19 protein-coding genes are annotated in these 19,577 nt (G+C 66.6%); 16 read left to right on the plus strand and 3 right to left on the minus strand.

Annotated elements, in window-relative coordinates; genetic code table 11:
* Positions 1-11 precede the first annotated feature (11 nt).
* Positions 12-812: a 3-oxoadipate enol-lactonase gene (gene pcaD, locus HV742_RS11425; protein WP_175145253.1), complete on the minus strand. Its 801-nt coding sequence runs from the start codon at positions 810-812 to the stop codon at positions 12-14.
* Between the two features lie 157 nt (positions 813-969).
* Between pcaD and HV742_RS11430 the strand changes: the two genes are divergently transcribed.
* Entirely contained in the window at positions 970-1,896 is a 927-nt protein-coding gene (locus HV742_RS11430) for a LysR family transcriptional regulator (protein WP_175145189.1), read from the plus strand.
* 55 nt (positions 1,897-1,951) lie between these two features.
* Here HV742_RS11430 and HV742_RS11435 read toward each other — a convergent pair whose 3' ends face one another.
* Positions 1,952-2,713, minus strand: a complete 762-nt coding sequence (locus HV742_RS11435) for a maleate cis-trans isomerase family protein (protein ID WP_100503811.1) — start codon at positions 2,711-2,713, stop codon at positions 1,952-1,954.
* 126 nt (positions 2,714-2,839) lie between these two features.
* On the opposite strand from HV742_RS11435, the gene HV742_RS11440 reads away from it, so the two are divergent.
* The 5 genes from HV742_RS11440 to HV742_RS11460 all read left to right on the plus strand — a co-directional run bounded on the left by HV742_RS11440 (position 2,840) and on the right by HV742_RS11460 (position 7,318).
* The gene (locus HV742_RS11440) at positions 2,840-3,730 is read left to right on the plus strand and encodes a LysR substrate-binding domain-containing protein (protein WP_068980351.1); all 891 of its coding nucleotides are present in this window, start codon (positions 2,840-2,842) and stop codon (positions 3,728-3,730) included.
* 123 nt (positions 3,731-3,853) lie between these two features.
* On the plus strand, positions 3,854-4,822 hold the full coding sequence (locus HV742_RS11445) for a Bug family tripartite tricarboxylate transporter substrate binding protein (protein WP_175145190.1): 969 nt from the start codon (positions 3,854-3,856) through the stop codon (positions 4,820-4,822).
* Positions 4,823-5,488, plus strand: coding sequence for a 3-oxoacid CoA-transferase subunit A (locus HV742_RS11450; RefSeq protein WP_175145192.1), 666 nt, complete (start codon positions 4,823-4,825; stop codon positions 5,486-5,488). It begins immediately after the preceding gene.
* Between the two features lies 1 nt (position 5,489).
* Positions 5,490-6,194: a 3-oxoacid CoA-transferase subunit B gene (locus HV742_RS11455; protein ID WP_059269077.1), complete on the plus strand. Its 705-nt coding sequence runs from the start codon at positions 5,490-5,492 to the stop codon at positions 6,192-6,194.
* A gap of 131 nt (positions 6,195-6,325) precedes the next feature.
* Positions 6,326-7,318 carry a Bug family tripartite tricarboxylate transporter substrate binding protein gene (locus HV742_RS11460; RefSeq protein WP_175145194.1) on the plus strand — a complete coding sequence of 331 codons (993 nt, stop codon included), beginning with the start codon at positions 6,326-6,328 and terminating at the stop codon, positions 7,316-7,318.
* A gap of 344 nt (positions 7,319-7,662) precedes the next feature.
* Here HV742_RS11460 and HV742_RS11465 read toward each other — a convergent pair whose 3' ends face one another.
* On the minus strand, positions 7,663-9,438 hold the full coding sequence (locus HV742_RS11465; protein WP_175145195.1) for a M61 family metallopeptidase: 1,776 nt from the start codon (positions 9,436-9,438) through the stop codon (positions 7,663-7,665).
* A 39-nt stretch (positions 9,439-9,477) separates the two neighbouring features.
* On the opposite strand from HV742_RS11465, the gene HV742_RS11470 reads away from it, so the two are divergent.
* The 10 genes from HV742_RS11470 (at position 9,478) to atpD (ending at position 19,570) form a co-directional block, all read left to right on the plus strand.
* A complete protein-coding gene (locus HV742_RS11470; RefSeq protein WP_175145197.1) occupies positions 9,478-10,254 on the plus strand; it encodes an enoyl-CoA hydratase in 777 nt (258 codons plus the stop codon).
* Positions 10,255-10,547: 293 nt separating this feature from the next.
* Complete coding sequence (locus HV742_RS11475) at positions 10,548-12,104, plus strand: DUF1254 domain-containing protein (protein WP_063584564.1); 1,557 nt, start codon at positions 10,548-10,550, stop codon at positions 12,102-12,104.
* Between the two features lie 537 nt (positions 12,105-12,641).
* The gene (locus tag HV742_RS11480) at positions 12,642-13,055 is read left to right on the plus strand and encodes an ATP synthase subunit I (RefSeq protein WP_053086034.1); all 414 of its coding nucleotides are present in this window, start codon (positions 12,642-12,644) and stop codon (positions 13,053-13,055) included.
* An 86-nt stretch (positions 13,056-13,141) separates the two neighbouring features.
* Entirely contained in the window at positions 13,142-14,023 is an 882-nt protein-coding gene (gene atpB / locus HV742_RS11485; RefSeq protein WP_006386764.1) for a F0F1 ATP synthase subunit A, read from the plus strand.
* Between the two features lie 118 nt (positions 14,024-14,141).
* Positions 14,142-14,384 (plus strand): F0F1 ATP synthase subunit C, encoded by a 243-nt coding sequence (gene atpE / locus HV742_RS11490; protein ID WP_003815363.1) that lies wholly within the window; start codon positions 14,142-14,144, stop codon positions 14,382-14,384.
* Between the two features lie 142 nt (positions 14,385-14,526).
* Positions 14,527-14,997, plus strand: coding sequence for a F0F1 ATP synthase subunit B (locus tag HV742_RS11495; RefSeq protein ID WP_006227275.1), 471 nt, complete (start codon positions 14,527-14,529; stop codon positions 14,995-14,997).
* Positions 14,998-15,009: 12 nt separating this feature from the next.
* Positions 15,010-15,549: a F0F1 ATP synthase subunit delta gene (locus HV742_RS11500; protein WP_049070834.1), complete on the plus strand. Its 540-nt coding sequence runs from the start codon at positions 15,010-15,012 to the stop codon at positions 15,547-15,549.
* Positions 15,550-15,580: 31 nt separating this feature from the next.
* A complete protein-coding gene (gene atpA, locus HV742_RS11505; protein WP_049070835.1) occupies positions 15,581-17,122 on the plus strand; it encodes a F0F1 ATP synthase subunit alpha in 1,542 nt (513 codons plus the stop codon).
* 98 nt (positions 17,123-17,220) lie between these two features.
* Positions 17,221-18,126 (plus strand): F0F1 ATP synthase subunit gamma, encoded by a 906-nt coding sequence (gene atpG, locus HV742_RS11510; protein WP_049070836.1) that lies wholly within the window; start codon positions 17,221-17,223, stop codon positions 18,124-18,126.
* Positions 18,127-18,169: 43 nt separating this feature from the next.
* Entirely contained in the window at positions 18,170-19,570 is a 1,401-nt protein-coding gene (gene atpD / locus HV742_RS11515) for a F0F1 ATP synthase subunit beta (RefSeq protein ID WP_006386768.1), read from the plus strand.
* Positions 19,571-19,577 lie beyond the last annotated feature (7 nt).

The following is a 19,577-nucleotide window of genomic DNA, read 5'->3' on the forward strand; positions in this document are numbered from 1 at the left end:
GCGCCCGGGCCTCAGCGCGCCAGCAGGAATCCCAGCACCGCGTCGCGGAATTCATCCGGCCGCTCGATGTTGGACAGGTGCACCGCCTCCAGCAGCAGCCACTGCGCGCCCGGCACGGTCGCGGCGATCTGTTCGCCATGGCTGGCGGCCGTGACGGTGTCGTCGCGGCCCGCGATCACCAGCGTCGGCCGCGGAATCAGCGCGATGGTGCGGCGCAGGTCGGCGTCGCGCACCGCGGCGAACGCGCCCGCCAGGCCTTGCGGATCGGTGTTCAGCAGCATGTCGCGTAAGGTGTCGATGACCGGCCCGCCGGCGCGCAGCATCGACGCCGGGAACCAGTTCGCCAGGAACGTCTCGGCGGCCTGTGTCATGTCCGGCGCCCGCAGCGTGGTGGCGATGCGTTCATCCCACTGCGGCGCGGGGCCGAGATAGGGCGAGGTGTTGGCCAGGATCAGGCGGTCGATGCGCTCGGGCGCATGCACGCCCAGCCATTGCCCGATGATGCCGCCCAGCGACAGGCCGAGGAAGTGGGCGCGCGTCACTTCCAGCGCATCGAACAGCTCCAGCACGTCGCGGCCGAGCCGGTCCAGCGAGTAGGCGCCGGCAGGCACGCTGGAATTGCCATGTCCGCGGGTATCGAAGCGCAGCACGCGGAAATGCCGCGCCAGCGCCGGCACCAGGTCGTCCCACATGTGCAGCGTGGTGCCGATGGAGTTGGACAAGGCCAGCAGCGGCAGGCCGGCATCGCCGTCCCAGCGGTAGGCGATGCGGGCGCCGTCGCCCGTGGTGATGAAAGTCGTGTCGGCAGGCATGATGAGCGTCCTGTTCATGAAGGAGATGCGAGGCCTGGAGCGGATGTCGCGCTCATCTGCCGGGCCGGGCAACGGGGTAGTCGTTGAAGACATCGTAGTTGCCGCCCGGCCTGAAAGAAATTACAAAGATCGCACAGTCACTGTAGGAAAACCTGACATGAGCGAGTTCACCCTGCACGACCTGCAGTGCTTTGACGCGGTGGTGCGGGCCGGCGGCTTCCAGGCCGCCGCCGAGACCCTGCACCGCTCGCACCCGGCGGTATTCGCCGCCGTGGCCAAACTGGAACGCCAATTGGACCTGGCGCTGCTGGACCGCAGCGGCTACCGGGTGCGGCTCACCGCCGCGGGCCAGTCGTTCCATCTGCGCGCGCAGGCCCTGCTGCGCGAACTGGCCGGCCTGCGCGCCCACGCCGAACAGCTGGCGATGGGCCAGGAAAGCGAGTTGAACGTGGTGATTGGCGACTTCTGTCCGCGTCCGCTGCTGCTGGGGCTGCTGGGCCAGTTCTTCGCGCAGTGGCCGGCCACCCGCCTGAACCTGCACTTCGAGGCCGTGACCGGGCCGTGGGAACGGCTGCTGGACGGCGATGCCGACCTGATCCTGCACCGCGTGGAGCCGGGCGATGCGCGCGTCGAATGGCTGGAACTGGGCAGCGTGCCGTTCGTGCCGGTGGCCGCGCCAGGGTATCTGGCGGCGTCGCCGCGCGCCCCGCGGCCCGAGCACCTGCGCGACTACACCCAATGCGTCATGCGCGACACCGCCCGCCACACGCCGGCGCGCGATTACTTCATGGTGGCGGGGGCGCGTCAGTGCACCGTGGCCGACCAACTGATGAAGAAGGAGATCATCCTGCAGGGGCTGGGCTGGGGCCACATGCCGCGCTTCCTGGTGGAAGACGAGTTGCGCGATGGCCGGCTGCGGTCGCTGGCCAATCGTCACCTGCCGGGCAGCACCGAGACGCTGGCGGCCGCGCGCCGCGCCGACCGGCCGCAGGGACCGGTCATGACGCGCTTGTGGGACACGTTGCGCGCCCACGCGCCCGCCATTCGACAGGCTGTGTCGCCGGCAAAAAAGCGCAAGCCCTGATCCCGCATCCGAAAGCCGTTTCCTTGCCCGCTGCGCAGGGGGCAGGCCGCGCCGCTCAGTACTTGCCGGTCAGCAGTTCGCCGGCGTCGGGCACGCGCGTCTCCAGGTCCAGCACCTTGAGCATGCGATAGACCGTGGCCGCGGCGGCGGTCACCACCGGCAGGCCCAGGCGGTCCTGCACCGGCTGGATCGACGCCAGCGACGGCATCTGCACGCAGGCCGACAGCACCACGGCGTCGACGCCGCGCGTGTCCAGGCGCGCGACATGGCTGGCGGGCGCCATCGGGTCCTGCGCGCCCACCTTCAGGTTGTCGGCGATCTCCAGCGACAGGCTGTCGTGCACTTCGATGCCTTCGTGCTCGATGTAGTCCACCACCAGCTTGGTCAGCGGCTTCATGTAGGGCGTCAGGATCGCGACCTTGCGCGCGCCGATGGCGTGCAGGCCCTCGACCAGCGCGCCGGCGCTGGAGACGATGGGCGCGGGCGCGCCGTTGTCCACGGTGGCCTGGTGCAGCCGTTCCTGCGAGGCGCGGTGGTAGCCCAGGCCCTGCGCCATGATGGCCACCAGGCAGGCGTAGCCCAGCACGTCGACGCGCGCGTCCGACAGTTCCTGCGCGCAGCGGTCGGACTCGCGATCCATCGAGGCCAGCTCGGCCGCCGTCACCTGCTTCATGCGCATGCGGCTGGAATGGAAGGTGAAGCGCTCGGGCGCGATGGTCTCGCGCCGGCGCAGCATGGCGGGGATCTCCGTTTCCATGGTGGTGTTGGAACTGGGAACGATCTGGCCGATGCGCAGGACGCGGGGCGACGGGGTCATGGCGGGTCTCCGATAAGCGTTGTCAGCGCCCGGGAGGGCGCGAGAAGCCGATTCTGCTCGCCGCGAACGATAGTTTCCAATATAGTTTTTGTCTGGTTTCATATCTTTCGCAAATCATTGGCCGCCATGGAAATCCGCCAACTCCGTTATTTCGCCGTGCTGGCCGAAGAACTCAACTTCACCCGCGCCGCCGCCCGGCTGCACATTTCGCAGCCGCCGCTGAGCCTGCAGATCGCCCAGCTCGAGCGCGAGCTGGAGGTCAGGCTGTTCGACCGCACCAACCGGCGGGTGACGCTGACCGAGGCCGGCGCCGCGTTCCTGAACGACGTGCGCGCCACGCTCGCGGGCCTGAAGGACGCCACGGTGCGGGCGCGCGCCGTCGACCAGGGCAGGGCGGGGCGGGTCGAGATTGGCCTGTCCGGCTCGCACTTCCTGGGGCCGGTGCCGGCGCTGATCGCGCGCCATGCGCAGACCCACCCGCAGGTGTCGGTGCTGCTCAATGAAATGAATCCCGCCGCGCAGTTGGACGCGGTGCGCGGCCACCGGATCGACGTCAGCATCTCGCGCACCGCCGTGGACGACGACGAACTGCAATCGCTGGCGCTGTGGCCCGATCCGGTGGTCGCTGCCCTGCCGCCCGGGCACCGTCTGGCCGGGCGCAAGCGCCTGGCGCTGGCCGACCTCAGGCAGGACGCGTTCGTGATGCTGCGCACCGAGACCTCGGCCTTCGCCCGCGAGCTGGCCGATACCTGCGCCCGCGCCGGCCTGGCGCAGTCGGTGGCGCAGCGCGTGGCCGAAGTGCCGGCGCAGCTGGCGCTGGTGGCGGCCGGGCTGGGCGTGGCCCTGGTGCCGGCCTCGGCGTGCGGCCATTTCGGCGCGCGCATCGCGGTGTGCGCGCTGCCGGCCGCGGTCGGCAGCGGCACGGTCTACGCAGTCACGCGGCGCGACGACGGCAACCGCGCGCTGCAGGCGTTCCTGCGCACGGCGGCGCAGATCGCGGCGCGCCCGCCGCGCTGAGACGCGCGCTCTTTTGCGCAGGCGAAGCCGCTCCTCCAGATTCCGGAATAGGCATTTCGCGGCATCGCGGCCACACTTTCCCGCACAAGTTGATTCGCACCAGGATCGCGCAGGGAGACAAGCATGCCGCACCCGCAACGCTGGCTGGCCGCCAGCGCGCTGTCGCTCGCCATGGCGGGCCCCGCCCTGGCGGCGTGGCCCGAACGGCCCATCACCCTCATCGTGCCGGCGTCGCCCGGCGGCACCACCGACATCGCGGCGCGCCTGATCGCCGACAAGCTGGCCGCGAAACTCGGCCAGCAGGTCATCGTGGAGAACCGCGCCGGCGCCGCCGGCATCATCGGCGCGCAGACTCTGGCGCGCGCCAAGCCTGACGGCTACACGGTGCTGATGGGCAACATCGGCCCCAACGCCATCAACTACGCGCTCTACAAGACGCTGCCCTACAAGCCGGCCGACTTCGCGCCGGTGACGCTGGTGATTTCCGTGCCCAACGTGCTGGTGGTCAACGAGGCCTCGCCCGCGCGCAGCGTGGCCGACCTGCTGGCGCTGGCTCGCAAGGACCCGGGCAAGGTGTCGTTCGGCAGTTCGGGCAGCGGCCAGTCGCCGCACCTGTCGGCCGAGCTGTTCAAGCAGCGCGCCGGCATCGGCGGCACGCACGTGCCCTACAAGGGCGCGGGCCCGGCGGTGGCGGCGCTGCTGGGCCAGCAGTTCACCTTCATGATCGACAACCTGCCCAGCTCCATGCCCTACATCCAGTCGGGCAAGCTGCGCGCGCTGGCCGTCACCAGCGCGCGGCGCCTGGCGGAACTGCCCGACGTGCCGACGATGGCCGAGGCCGGCGTGCCCGACATGGTGGTCACCGCCTGGTTCGGCCTGGTGGCGCCGGCCGGCACCCCTGGCACCGTCGTCGACACGCTTTATGCCGCCACCCGCGACGTGGTGCGCAGCCCCGACATCGCCGAGCGCTTTCGCGCCATGGGCGGGCAGGCCGGCGGCAACACGCCAGCCGAGTTCGCCGCCTTCATCGACCAGGAACGCACGCGCTGGAAACAGATCGTGGACGCCGCGGGCATCGCGCAGGAGCAATAAGTGATCGACAAGATTCAGGCTTGCATGAGGGACGCCGTGGCCGTCATTCCCGACGGCGCCAGCGTGCTGGTGGGCGGCTTCGGCGAGGCCGGCGTGCCGTACGAACTGCTGCACTGCCTGGCCGAGCTGGGCCGGCGCGACCTGACTCTCATCGCCAACAACGCCGGCACCCATGATCGCGGCATCGCCGCGCTGCTCAACCGGCGGCAGGTGCGCAAGATCATCTGCTCGCATCCGCGCCCGCCCAATTCCGAGGCCTTCGCCCGCGCCTTCCACGCCGGCGAGGTGGAACTGGAATGCGTGCCGCAAGGCACCCTGGCCGAGCGCCTGCGCGCGGCCGGCGCCGGCCTGGGGCCGTTCTACACGCCCACCGGCTACGGCACCGAGCTGGCGCAGGGCCGCCGCCAGGAAGTGATCGACGGCGTAGGCTACGTGCTGGAGCAGCCGCTGCGCGGCGACTACGCGCTGATCCGCGCGCACCAGGGCGATCGCTGGGGCAACCTGATGTACCGCCACGCCGCGCGCAATTTCAATCCCGTGATGTGCATGGCCGCCGGCCACGCCATCGCCCAGGTCGACGAGGTCGTGCCGCTGGGCGCCTTCACGCCCGAGCACGTCATGACGCCCGGCCTGTTCGTGAAAACCGTGGTGCGGGTGGAGACCTGACATGCCGACGATCACCCCCATGACCCGCCAGCAGGTCGCGCAACTGCTGGCCGGCGATATTCCCGACGGCTCGGTCGTCAACCTCGGCATCGGCATGCCGACCCTGGTGGGCGACTACCTGCCGCCCGACAAGGACATCCTCTTGCACAGCGAGAACGGCATCACCGGCATGGGGCCCGCGGCGGCTGGAGACGCCATCGATCCGGACCTCATCAACGCCAGCCGCCAGCCCATCACGCTGCTGCCGGGCGCCTCCATCACCGAGCACACCGTGTCGTTCGCCATGATGCGTGGTGGCCATCTCGACTACGCCGTGCTCGGCGCCTTCCAGGTCTCGGAACGCGGCGACCTGGCCAACTGGAAGACCGACGCCGCCGACGCCATTCCCGCCGTTGGTGGCGCCATGGACCTGGCCGTGGGCGCGCGCCAGGTGCTGGCCATGATGGAACACCGCGGCCGCGACGGCGCGCCCAAGATCCTGCGCCAGTGCCGCTACCCGCTGACGGGCGCTGGCGTCGTCACACGCATCTACACCGACCTGGCCGTGATCGACGTTACGCCCGACGGCCTGCGCGTGCACGCCATGCTGCAAGGCATCAGCGCCGACGACCTGCAGGCCGCCACTGAAGCGCCTTTGCGATTTCCCGACGCGCCCTGGGTTATCGCCCTGGACGGCGCTGGTGCGCCGCGTTATGTGCGCGGCTGAGACAAGCCGTCCATGTCTCGATCGTGGCGGCCATCGCCGGGGCGTTGCCGCATCGTTCCTCCGCGCAGCGTGTTGTCGCGTTGGATGCCGCCAGCATTCCCCGCCCTAGCCGAGCCATTCCGGAGTCCACCATGCACCGTCCTGTCCTTGCCGTCCTGGCAACTGCCAGCCTGTTGTTCGCCGCGTCGACCACCGTGCACGCACAACCGGCGGATGCCGCACCTCCCGGCGCCTACCCCGACAAGCCCATCACGCTGCTGATCCCGTACCCGCCCGGCGGCAGCGCCGACATGCTGGCCCGCCCGCTCGGCGCGGCCCTGCAGAAGAAGTGGAACCAGCCGGTGGTGCTGGAATACAAGCCCGGCGCCGGCGGCGCCATCGCCTCGTCGCAGCTGGCGCGTGCCAAGCCCGATGGCTATACCCTGCTGATGGTGCTGGCCGCCCACGCCATCAACCCCAGCCTCTACCCCTCGCTGCCCTACGACACCCGCAGCGATTTTGCCCCAGTCTCGCTGGTCGCGACCCTGCCCATGCTGGTCTCGGCCCCGCTGTCCACCCCCGCCAATAGCATCCCGGAACTCATCGCCTACGCCAGACAGCATCCCGGCAAGCTCAGCTTCGCCTCCGCCGGCAACGGCAACACCAGCCACCTGGCCGCCGAGATCTTCAAGCACCGCACCGGCGCCGACATGCTGCACGTCCCCTACAAAGGCAGCGGCCCCGCCGTCGTCGCCCTGCTGGGCGGCGAGGTCTCCCTGATGTTCGACAGCATCTCCACCTCGCTCCCCCAAGTGCAGTCCGGCAAGCTCAAGGCCCTGGCCGTCACCGGCGAACATCGCTCCCCCCTGCTGCCCAACGTCCCCACCGTCGCCGAAGCCGTCCCCGGCTTCGTCATCAACGGCTGGTACGGCATCCTGGCCCCCGCCAACACGCCACCCGCCATCCTCGACACCCTCAGCACCGCCATCGCCGCCGCCATCAACACTCCCGACCTGAAGGCCCAACTGAACAGCTACGGCTACGAAACCGTAGGCTCCACCCCCGCCGCCTTCGCCGACCACATCAACAAGGAACTCGACACCTGGAAACAAGCCGTCGAAGTCTCCGGCGCGAAGTTGAACTGACCCGGCAGGGCGCTTCGCGCCCACCGTGTGCAACCGGAAAAAGTCACTGTAGGCGCAAGCGAGACAGCCCCCCAAAGCCCCACATACCCGAGAAAACGCTCGCGCAAGACGCAAATCCCCGCATACGCGACAGCGCCCTCATCGCGACGCAAGACACAACGTAAGCCGCAAAAGGCCGCCCGCGCGGCCGCTTTGCGGCGGGCCCCGCAAGACCCTCCCCACCCCACACCTAGACGGCAAAAAAAGCCAAGCAAACAGCCTGCCCCGCCACACGCGCCTAAAGAACCCCACCGCCCCAATGCAACAAGGGCCTTCCAATCAAGAAGAAGGCCCTAAAAAAATACTCACCCAACCGACAACACACAATCCAGCGCCTCAGGCCCATTCAAACGAACCTGAAACACCCGCAACTCATCCCGCCTGAACACATGCACGCTCACGCGATCCCCCACCCGATACTGCCCCAGCAACACTTCGACGCCCGCGGCCCCTTCGACCTTCAAGCCATCGATCGCCACCAGCACATCCCCGGCCGACAGCCCGCCCCTGTGCCCGGCGCCGCCCTCCAGCACCGTCGCCAGCACCAGTGAATCTCCCTGCTTGCGCGTGCGCACATCCAGCGAAGGAATATTGACCGAGGCTTTCCATTGCAGCTTGATGCCTTGAGCGGCCAGCAGCTCGGCCAGCGGCACATCCGCCGTCCCATGCGCATGCCGCGCGATGAAGCGCCGCGCATCCACCCCGGTCGCCTCCTTGATCAGCGCCGGCAGCCCGTCTTCCGGCAGCCCCTGCGCCTTGCCGCGATAGAAGTCGCGCCCGTACCGCTGCCACAGCAGGCGCATCACATCATCCAGCGAATGCGCGCCCGCAGACTCCTGGCGGATCAGCAGATCCAGCCCCAGCGCCACCAGCGCGCCCTTGGTGTAATAACTCACCAGCGCATTGGGCGAATTCTCGTCCTGCTTGTAATAGCGCGTCCACGCGTCGAACGAACTTTCCGCCACCGACTGCTTGTGCCGCCCCGGCGTGCGCGCCACGCTGGTGATGGTCTTGGCCAGCAGGCGCAGGTAATCGTTCTGCGTGATGACGTTGGAGCGCAGCAGCAGCAGATCGTCGTAGTAGGACGTGAACCCCTCGAACACCCACAACAGCCGCGTCAGGTCCGGCTGCGCCAGGTCGTAGGGAACGAACGCCTGCGGCTTGATGCGCTTGACGTTCCAGGTGTGGAAATACTCGTGGCTGACCAACCCAAGAAAGCCGCGATAGCCTTCGCCCTGGCCCTGCTGGCCCAGCACCGGCAGGTCCTTGCGCGCCGTCATCAGCGCCGTGCTGGCGCGGTGCTCCAGGCCGCCGTAGCCGTCGCCCGTCACCATGGTCATGAAGACATAGCGATCGCTGCTGTCCAGGAAGGGCGCGCGCTTGCCGCGCGGTTCGAAAAAGGCGATCTGGGTTTCGCAGATCCTGCGCACGTCGTCGGTGATGCGGGCCAGGTCCAGGTTGGGCGCCACGCCCGTGAACACCAGTTCGTGCTCGGCGCCATGCGCCGTGAAGCTCGCCACCTGCGGCGTGCCCATTTCAACGGGATGATCGATCAGCGCGTCGTAGTCCGGCGCCAGGTACAGGCCGAAGCCGTGGCGGCGCGCCGCGCCCTTGTGGCCGCGGGCCTCGGGCAGGCTGGTGTAGACCTTCCAGCCGTCGATGCCGCGCGGCGGCGCCAGGTCCACCAGGCAGGGCAGGTGGTCCTGCCCATGCACGCGCAGGAACACGCTGGTGCCGTTGAAGAAACCGTGCGTTTCGTCCAGGTGCGCGCCGCGCACCGACAGGTCCCAGGCGTAAACCGTGTACTCGACCCGCAGCGGGCCGTCGCAGGGCGCGGCCTGCCAGGTGTGGTTGTCTATTTTGTCGACAGCCACGCGGCGGTTGCCGCAATGGGCCGTCAGCGACTCGATTTGGCGCGAAAAATCGCGGATCAGGTAGCTGCCCGGAATCCAGGCCGGCAGCGACAGGCGCTGGCCGTCCGGCGAGGGCGCCTGGATGGTTAGGGTTATCCGGTAGCGGTGCCCCGCGGGGTCGTGGGGCGCGAGGCGGTAAAGTATGGGGAAAGCATCGGTTTTTTCCATGCGTATATCTTATTTCATCCCATCCTCTGGAGACAGGTAATGAGCGAGTCGTTTGTGCTGGTCGAAACCCGCGGCCGCGTCGGTCTGCTGACGCTGAACCGCCCCAAGGCGCTCAACGCGCTCAACGATCAACTGATGAACGAACTCGGGGCGGCGCTGCTGGCTTTCGAGGCGGATGCGGACATCGGCGCGGTCGTCATCACCGGCAGCGAAAAGGCCTTTGCCGCGGGCGCCGACATCGGCGCCATGAAAGACTGGTCGTACATGGATGTGTACGGCAGCGAATACATCACCCGCAACTGGGAAACCCTCAAGCGCATCCGCAAGCCCGTGATCGCCGCGGTCGCCGGCTACGCGCTCGGCGGCGGCTGCGAACTGGCCATGATGTGCGACATCATCATCGCCGCCGACACGGCCAAGTTCGGCCAGCCCGAGATCAAGCTAGGCGTCATTCCCGGCGCCGGCGGCACCCAGCGCCTGCCGCGTGCGGTGGGCAAGGCCAAGGCCATGGACATGGCCCTGACCGCCCGCATGATGGGCGCCGAGGAAGCCGAGCGCGCCGGCCTGGTGTCGCGCGTGGTGCCGGCCGACAAACTGATGGACGAAGCCCTGGAGGCCGCCACCGTGGTCGCGTCGATGTCGCTGCCCTCGGTCATGATGGCCAAGGAATGCGTCAACCGCGCCTTCGAAGGTTCGCTCAACGAAGGCCTGCTGTTCGAGCGCCGCGTCTTCCATTCGCTGTTCGCCACCGAGGACCAGAAGGAAGGCATGGCCGCCTTCACCGAAAAGCGCAAACCGGACTTCAAACACCGTTAAGCCTTGTTACGCCGTCCCGATCCCGCTCGGGCCGGCTATCGCGGGTGCGAGGACCCTGGCGTCCGGCCCTGTTTTCCCGTGCGCGCCCTTACCGGGCGCGTTTTTCATGCCTGCGCGATCGGGTTGGCGCGTTGCGCCTTGAAACTTTTGGACAGCACCTTGTTGCAGTGATCGGCCCTATCCTGAAAAGGCGTCACTCTGAAAACGAGATGTCGCGCCAGAGAGGCTTGCCCGAACTGGTAAGCCCCAAGCGCGGCGGCTCGTCTGCAAACAATAGCAACAAGGAGCCTTGCATGCGTACTTCCCCCTTCAATCGCCGGTGGTCCGCCGCCGTGCTCGCGGGCGCCCTCAGCGCCTGCTTCATGACCGCTACGCAAGCCCAATCGCCGCAGCCGACGCTGCGGCTGGTATCGGAAACGCCGTATCCCGCCGCCAACGCGCCCGCGCCGCAGATGAGCGCGCAGGAGCTGCGCGAGATCGCCATCGATGCCTACGTCTACGCCTATCCGATGGTGCTGATGGAGCTGGCGCGCCGCAAGGCCACAGCGGTGCAGTCGCCGCTGGACGGCAAGGCGCCGGTCAACCAGTTCGGCCACAAGGCCGCGTTCCCCGATCCGCGCGCGGCTGACACGCCGTGGCCCAGCGCCGACGCGCTGTATTCGAGCCTGTGGTTCGACGTGTCGCGCGCGCCGCTGATCGTGCGGCTGCCCGATACCGGCAAGCGCTACACCGTGCTGTCGGCGCTGGACATGTGGAGCGATGTGTTCGCCTCGCGCGGCACGCGCACCAATGGCCCCGGCGCCCAGTCGTTCGCCATCGTCGGCCCCAACTGGCAGGGCGCGCTGCCGCCGGGCATGGACGTGATCCACAGCCCGACCTCGACCGGCTGGCTGATCGGCTGGACCCAGACCGGCGGTCCGCAGGATTACGCCGCGGTCAACCAGCTCCAGGCCAACATGACGGCCAGCCCGATGGTGGCGCCGGTGGCGCCGGTCCCCGGCCGTCATCGCGGCGCCAGCGGCGCCACGCCCTATCCGCAGACCGGCCCGGGCGTGGGGTCGGCGCCGATCGGCAGCGACGTGCCGATGCCGATGCCCGTGACGGTGCCCGATGGCACCCCGGCCGAGCAGGCCGCGAGCATGGACGCCGCGTCATTCTTCACGCTGTTCTTCGACGTGCTGCGCAACAATCCGCCGCACGCCAACGACACGCCGATGCTGGACCGCATGCGCCGCATCGGCCTGGATGGCCGCCAGCCGTTCTCGTATGGCCGCCTCAGCCCCACCGTGCAGCAGGCCCTGGCCGACGCGCAGCCGCTGGCCGGCCGCCGCATCGCCGACGGCGTGTCGCGCCTGGCCACGCCGATCAACGGCTGGAACACCGTGCTCACCGGCATCGGCACCTACGGCACCGACTACACCCGCCGCGCCGCCATCGCCTACGCCGGCCTGGGCGCGCCGACGCCGGAAGACGTGCTTTATCCGGTCACGGTCGCCGACAGCAAGGGCCGCGCGCTCAACTCGAACGAAGACTATGTGCTGCACTTCGAGAAGGGCCAATTGCCGCCGGCCAATGCCTTCTGGTCGCTGCATGTCTATAACGACAAGCACGCCTTCCCCGACAATCCCGCCAACCGCTACGCGCTGCGCAGCACCGACGGCCTGAAGTACAACGCCGACGGCTCGCTGGACATCTACATCCAGCGCCGCGATCCGGGCGAGCGCAAGCGCTCCAACTGGCTGGCCACGCCGGCCGCCGACGGCCCGTTCCTGCTCAGCATGCGCCTGTACTGGCCACAGGACGTCGCGCTCGACGGGCTGTGGGCGCCGCCGCCGGTCAAGGAAGACTGACGCGCCGCGGCGCGGCCGGGGCGGGTGGGCGCCATCGGCCGGGCAGCACCCTGGCGGCTCCTTCGGGAGCCGCTTTTTTTTGTTCCGGCCGTTCGCGCTTTGGCGCGGCGGCAGGCCGCATTCACGTCCCCAATTTCCGTCCCGACACGCCGTCCGGCAAGGCCTGTTGCCGCCTTACAAACCGCCGAAAGTTCATTTGCTCGGGTAAAAAAAAACACGCTATACTCTGCGGGTTTGACGCTTGCGGGATAAGAACACAGGGCGATGATTTCGCCGGTTCTGACGGGGGCAAGGCGGGCCGGTTAGGCCAATTCCGTTTAGGCCAATTCGTACGGCCGGTTCGTACGGCCACGGCCAGTGGCGGCTTTGGCATGACGGCATTGGTACGGCTTTAAGCGGGGAAGTTTGATGCAGCAGAACACAGTGCGGCACGAACCTGCGCGCGGTTGGAATGAAGCCCGGGAGCAATCCTGTGGAATGAATCTGCAACCTGCGCAACAGGGCAAGGCACGCCAGGTTCTGGCGGATCAGGATCCGGTGGACCGGGTGCTGGTTCTGAGCGACGCGGATCGCGCGGCGCTGAATGCACAGGCTGGCCGCGGTCTCCTGTTGGCACTGGCGGCGCAAGGCGCCATGGGGCTCGCAGCAGCAGTAATAGCGGGGGTTGTCGGAGGGGCGGCGGCAGGTTGGTCGGCGCTGGCGGGGGCAGGAGCGTATTTCATACCCAATGCGTTGTTCGCATTGCGCCTGGCTGTCAGTGTCCGGACCGGCAAGGCCAGTCCCTTTACCTTTCTCTCTGGTGAGTTGATCAAGTTGTTCGCAACGGCACTGCTGTTGTGGCTGCTTTCGCGTGTGGCGCAGGACAGTCTCGTCTGGCCTGCCGCGCTGCTGGGCTTGATACTCACGCTGAAGGGATATCTCCTGCTTTTGATGTTCCGCAAGTTGTCATAGCGCGCCGGGTAGGTAACGGCAAACGGAATCGTGGAATCGTCCGGCTCGCAAGGGCTCGGGCATACAGCAAATAGGGTAGGATTCAAATGGCTGCTGCCAGCGACGTGTCGCCTCAGTCCGCTTATATTCAGCACCACCTGGTGCACCTGAACAATACGGGCGAAAAACAGACTGCAATTGCTCAGTTTGACATCATCAACTACGACTCGTTGTTCTGGTCCGGCCTGACGGGCCTGATCGTCATCTTCTTCCTGTGGCGCGCCGCCCGCCGTGCGACCGCCGGCGTCCCGGGCCGCTTCCAGGCCTTCGTGGAAATGATCGTCGACATGGTCGACGACCAGGCCAAGGGCATCGTCCACAATGCCAAGAGCCGCCTCTTCATCGCTCCGCTCGCCCTCACCGTGTTCCTCTGGATCATCCTGATGAACGCGCTGGACCTGCTGCCCGTCGACCTGATGCCGTCGATCTGGCGCCTGACCGGCCTGGGCGCGCACCACGGCGACCCCCTCTACTACCACCGCGTCCTGCCGACCGCCGACCTGAACGTGCCGATGGGCATGTCGCTGGGCGTGCTGCTGCTGATGTTCTACTACGGCATCAAGATCAAGCACCCGGGCGGCTTCGTCAAGGAACTGTTCACCGCGCCGTTCCATGCGCATGGCCTGGGCGCGCTCGTCCTGGCGCCGTTCAACCTGCTGCTGAACCTGATCGAATACGCCGCCAAGTCCGTGTCGCTGGGCATGCGGTTGTTCGGCAACATGTTCGCCGGCGAATTGATTTTCATGCTGATCGCCCTCTTGGGCGGTGCCTGGACCGGTTTCAACGGCGCCAGCATCGGCTTGGGAATCGGCCACGTGCTGGCCGGCTCGATCTGGGCCATCTTCCACATCCTGATCGTGTTGCTCCAGGCCTTCATCTTCATGATGCTGACCCTGGTGTACCTCGGCCAGGCGCACGAAGGCCACTGATCCCCCGAATTTCCGGCGTCGGCCTCCGGGCCGGCGCTGGATAGCAAGATCCTCTTGCATTGAGCAGTACCCCAATCTTTTATTTTTTTGACTTCAGATTTCTAACCAAGGAGTTGTCATGACCAACGTCGCTTTCGTTGCTCTCGCTTGCGGTCTTATCATCGGTCTGGGCGCTATCGGCGCTTGCATCGGCATCGCACTGATGGGCGGCAAATACCTGGAAGCTTCGGCTCGTCAGCCTGAACTGATGAACGCTCTGCAAACCAAGATGTTCCTGCTGGCTGGCCTGATCGACGCGGCATTCCTGATCGGCGTGGGTATCGCCATGCTGTTCGCCTTCGCCAACCCGTTCGTCGGCTAAGGCACGCCCGCCGGCGAAAAGGCGGGTCATGACGCTGGCGGCGATGCGGGCCTGAGCCCCGTCGCCGACCGGCAAAGTATCGAGTGCTCCGCGTTGCCCGCCCCGGGTGTCGTCGGAGCCGCAAGGTGTTAAAGGAACGACCGTGAATCTGAACGCGACGATCATTTTCCAGATGCTCGTGTTCTTCGTTCTGGGCTGGTTCACGATGAAATTCGTGTGGCCTCCTCTGACGAAGGCGATGGACGAGCGCCGCCAAAAAATCGCCGACGGCCTTGCCGCCGCGGAGAAGGGCAAGGCCGATCTGGCCCAGGCCCAGGCGCGTGTCAGTCTGATCGAGGCTTCTGCCAAGTCCGAAAACCACGCCCGCATCATCGAGGCCGAGAAGCAAGCCGCCTCCCTGATCGAGCAGGCCCGCCGTGAAGCGGAAGCCGAGCGTGCCCGCATCGTGGCGCAAGCTGCACAGGATGCCGCGCAGGAAGTCCAGCGCGCCCGTGATTCGCTGCGCGACGACGTCGCCGCGCTGGCCGTCAAGGGTGCTGAACAGATCCTCAAGCGCGAGGTTGACGCCCGCGCCCACGCCGAGCTGCTGAACCAGCTCCGCGCGCAGCTTTAATCCGGGACCGTCATGGCTGAACTTTCCACTGTTGCCAGGCCCTACGCCGAAGCCTTGTTCGCCGCCGCGCGCGACGACAAGGCCGGCCTGCAGGCTTGGGCCGACCTGGTCAGCGAGCTGTCGCAGGTCGCCTCCAACCCCGACGTGCGCGAGGCCATGGCCGATCCGCGTCTGGGCGACAAGCAGCGCGTCGAGCTGTTTACCGGCCTGGTGAAGGCCGAACTGCCCCAGGCCGCCCGCAATTTCATCGAGCTGCTGGTCGAAAACGACCGGTTGCTGCTGCTGCCCGAGATCGCCACGCAATTCGTGGTGCTGCGGAACCGTCACGACGGCACGGCGCAGGCGGAAATCACCAGCGCGTTCGAGCTGAGCGACGCCCAGGTCCAAGAACTGGTCGTTGCCCTCGAGAAGAAATTCGGCCTGAAGCTCAAGCCCGTCGTCACCGTCGACCAGTCGTTGATCGGCGGCGTGCGCGTGGCCGTCGGGGACCAGGTGCTCGATACTTCCGTACAAGCCCAATTGGCCCGCATGCGCGATACGCTCGCCGCTTAAAGGCAGCACTAACAGGATTCCAGGAGTCAATATGCAACTCAATCCCTCCGAGATCAGCGAACTGCTCAAGAGCCGCATCGAGGGCCTGGGCGCTTCGGCTGATGTCCGTACTCAGGGCACCGTCGTGTCCGTGACCGACGGTATTACCCGCATCCACGGCCTGTCCGACGTGATGCAGGGCGAAATGCTCGAATTCCCCAACAACGTCTTCGGTCTGGCGCTCAACCTCGAGCGTGATTCCGTCGGCGCCGTTATTCTCGGTGACTACACCGGCGTGTCCGAAGGCGACGCGGTCAAGACGACCGGCCGCATTCTGGAAGTGCCGGTCGGCCCCGAGCTGAAAGGCCGCGTGGTCAACACGCTGGGCGAGCCGATCGACGGCAAGGGCCCCGTGAACGCCAAGGCCACCGACATCATCGAAAAAGTGGCCCCCGGCGTTATCGCCCGCCGCTCGGTGTCGCAGCCGCTGCAAACCGGCATCAAGGCTATCGACTCGATGGTTCCCATCGGTCGCGGCCAGCGCGAACTGATCATTGGCGACCGCCAGACCGGCAAGACCGCCGTGGCCGTCGACACCATCATCAGCCAGAAGGGCAAGGGCGTCACCTGCGTGTACGTCGCCATCGGCCAGAAGGCGTCGACGATCAACAACGTGGTGCGCAAGCTGGAAGAGCACGGCGCGATGGAATACACCATCGTCGTGGCCGCCTCGGCTTCGGACTCCGCCGCCATGCAGTACCTGGCCGCCTACGCCGGCTGCACGATGGGCGAATACTTCCGCGATCGCGGCGAAGACGCCCTGATCGTCTATGACGACCTGACCAAGCAAGCCTGGGCCTACCGCCAGGTCTCGCTGCTGCTGCGCCGTCCGCCGGGCCGCGAAGCCTACCCGGGCGACGTGTTCTACCTGCACTCGCGCCTGCTGGAACGCGCCGCTCGCGTGAACGAAGACTACGTCGAGAAGTTCACCGGTGGCGCCGTCAAGGGCAAGACCGGCTCGCTGACCGCGCTGCCGATCATCGAAACCCAGGCGGGCGACGTGTCGGCCTTCGTTCCGACCAACGTGATCTCGATCACGGACGGCCAGATCTTCCTGGAAACCGACCTGTTCAACGCTGGTGTGCGTCCCGCCATCAACGCCGGTATCTCGGTGTCGCGCGTGGGCGGCGCCGCCCAGACCAAGGTCGTCAAGAAGCTGTCCGGCGGTATCCGTACCGACCTGGCGCAGTACCGTGAACTGGCCGCCTTCGCGCAGTTCGCCTCGGACCTGGACGACGCCACCCGTCGCCAGCTCGAGCGCGGCAAGCGCGTGGTCGAACTGCTCAAGCAGCCGCAATACCAGCCGCTGCAAGTGTGGGAACTGGCCGTCACGCTGTACACGGTCAACAACGGCTACCTGGATGACGTGGACGTGGCCCAGGTGCTGTCGTTCGAAAAGGCGCTCAAGGACCAGCTCAAGGCCAAGCACGCGGCCCTGATCCAGCGCGTCGAAGACACCAAGGAACTGTCCAAGGATGACGAAAGCGAACTCGCCGCCGCCATCCAGGAATTCAAGAAGCACGGTGCTTTTTAAGAAAGTGATGGGTTAGGCGCGCAAGCGCCTCACCCATCCTTATCGGATGGTTGAGGCGCAAGCGACAACCCATCGGCCAGTCTTCACAGGAAAGCGCAATGCCCGGAATTAAGGAAATCCGAACCAAGATCAAGAGCGTGCAAAACACGCGCAAGATCACCAAGGCGATGGAAATGGTCGCCGCATCCAAGATGCGCAAGGCGCAGGAGCGGATGCGCGCGGGCCGTCCGTACGCCACCAAGGTGCGCGAGATCGCCGCGCACCTGATGCAGGCCAACCCCGAGTACAGCCACCCGTACCTGGTCGAGCGCGAAATCAAGGCGGTCGGCGTGGTCATGGTGACGACGGACAAGGGTCTGTGCGGCGGCTTGAACACCAACATCACCCGCGTGGTGTTGACGAAGCTGAAAGAGTTCGAGAAGAACGGCATCGCCGTTCAGGCGACCGCTTTCGGCAACAAGGGCGTGGGCGTGCTGTCCCGTATCGGCGCCAAGCTGGTTTCCCAGGAAGTGCAACTGGGCGACAAGCCGCAACTGGACCGCCTGCTGGGCGCGATCAAGGTGCAGCTGGACGCCTACCTGGAAGGCCGTATCGACGCGCTGTACGTGGCTTCGACCCGCTTCGTCAACACGATGAAGCAGGAGCCGCTGTTCCTGCGCCTGCTGCCCCTGGCCAGCGGTTTGGAAGATCCGTACCAGACGGGCGCCGAAAGCCTGGCCAAGACTTCGGAAGTGAAATCGGATTACAGCTGGGATTACATCTACGAACCCGACGCTCGTAGCGTGATCGACGACCTGCTGCAGCGTTACGTGGAAGGCCTGCTGTACCAAGCCGTGGCCGAGAACATGGCTTCGGAGCAGTCGGCCCGGATGGTCGCCATGAAGGCGGCGTCGGACAACGCCAAGAAGGTCATCGGCGATCTGCAGCTGGTCTACAACAAGACCCGCCAGGCCGCGATCACCAAGGAAATTTCGGAAATCGTAGGGGGCGCTGCCGCCGTCTGAGGCAGGCAGCATCCCGTCAAAAGCTATCAAGCAAGGAATCGACATGAGCAACGGAACCATCGTTCAGTGCATCGGCGCCGTGGTGGATATTCAGTTCCCCCGCGATCACATGCCCAAGATCTACGAAGCGCTTACTCTGGTCGACGAGGGTTCCTCGTTCGCCGAAAAGGGTCTGACGCTGGAAGTGCAGCAACAGCTGGGTGACGGCGTGGTGCGTACCATCGCCCTGGGCTCCAGCGACGGCCTGCGCCGCGGCATGAAGGTCGCCGGCACCGGCGCCCCGATCTCGGTGCCGGTCGGCACCGGCACGCTCGGCCGCATCATGGACGTGCTGGGCCGCCCGATCGACGAAGCTGGCGAAATCCAGCACGACGAAAAGCGTGGCATCCACCAACCGGCCCCCCGTTTCGACGAGCTGTCGCCGTCGGTGGAACTGCTGGAAACCGGCATCAAGGTTATTGACCTGGTGTGCCCGTTCGCCAAGGGCGGCAAGGTCGGCCTGTTCGGCGGCGCCGGCGTGGGCAAGACCGTCAACATGATGGAACTGATCAACAACATCGCCAAGCAGCACAGCGGCTTGTCGGTGTTCGCCGGCGTGGGTGAGCGTACCCGTGAAGGCAACGACTTCTACCACGAAATGGAAGAGTCGAACGTTCTGGACAAGGTCGCCATGGTGTTCGGTCAGATGAACGAACCCCCCGGCAACCGTCTGCGCGTGGCGCTGACCGGCCTGACGATGGCCGAGAAGTTCCGCGACGAAGGCCGCGACATCCTGTTCTTCGTGGACAACATCTACCGCTACACCCTGGCCGGTACCGAAGTGTCGGCACTGCTGGGCCGTATGCCGTCGGCGGTGGGCTACCAGCCCACGCTGGCCGAGGAAATGGGCAAGCTGCAAGAGCGCATCACGTCCACCAAGACCGGCTCGATCACCTCGATCCAGGCCGTGTACGTGCCCGCTGACGACTTGACCGACCCGTCGCCCGCCACCACCTTCCAGCACTTGGACTCGACCGTCGTGCTGTCGCGTGACATCGCCGCCCTGGGTATCTACCCGGCCGTGGACCCGCTGGATTCGTCCAGCCGCCAGCTCGACCCGCAAGTCGTCGGCGAAGAGCACTACGCCGTGGCCCGTGGCGTGCAGCAGACGCTGCAGCGCTACAAGGAACTGCGCGACATCATCGCGATTCTGGGCATGGACGAACTGTCGCCGGAAGACAAGCAGGCCGTGGCCCGCGCCCGTAAGATCCAGCGTTTCCTGTCGCAGCCGTTCCACGTGGCCGAAGTGTTCACCGGTTCGCCCGGCAAGTACGTGCCGCTGGCCGAAACCATCCGTGGTTTCAAGATGATCGTGAACGGCGAGTGCGATGCGCTGCCGGAACAGGCCTTCTACATGGTCGGCTCGATCGACGAGGCCTTCGAGAAGGCCAAGAAACTGCAATAAGGAACCG

The sequence above is a fragment of the Achromobacter ruhlandii genome, from assembly GCF_902859695.1.
In the GTDB taxonomy this organism is placed as follows: domain Bacteria; phylum Pseudomonadota; class Gammaproteobacteria; order Burkholderiales; family Burkholderiaceae_B; genus Achromobacter; species Achromobacter ruhlandii.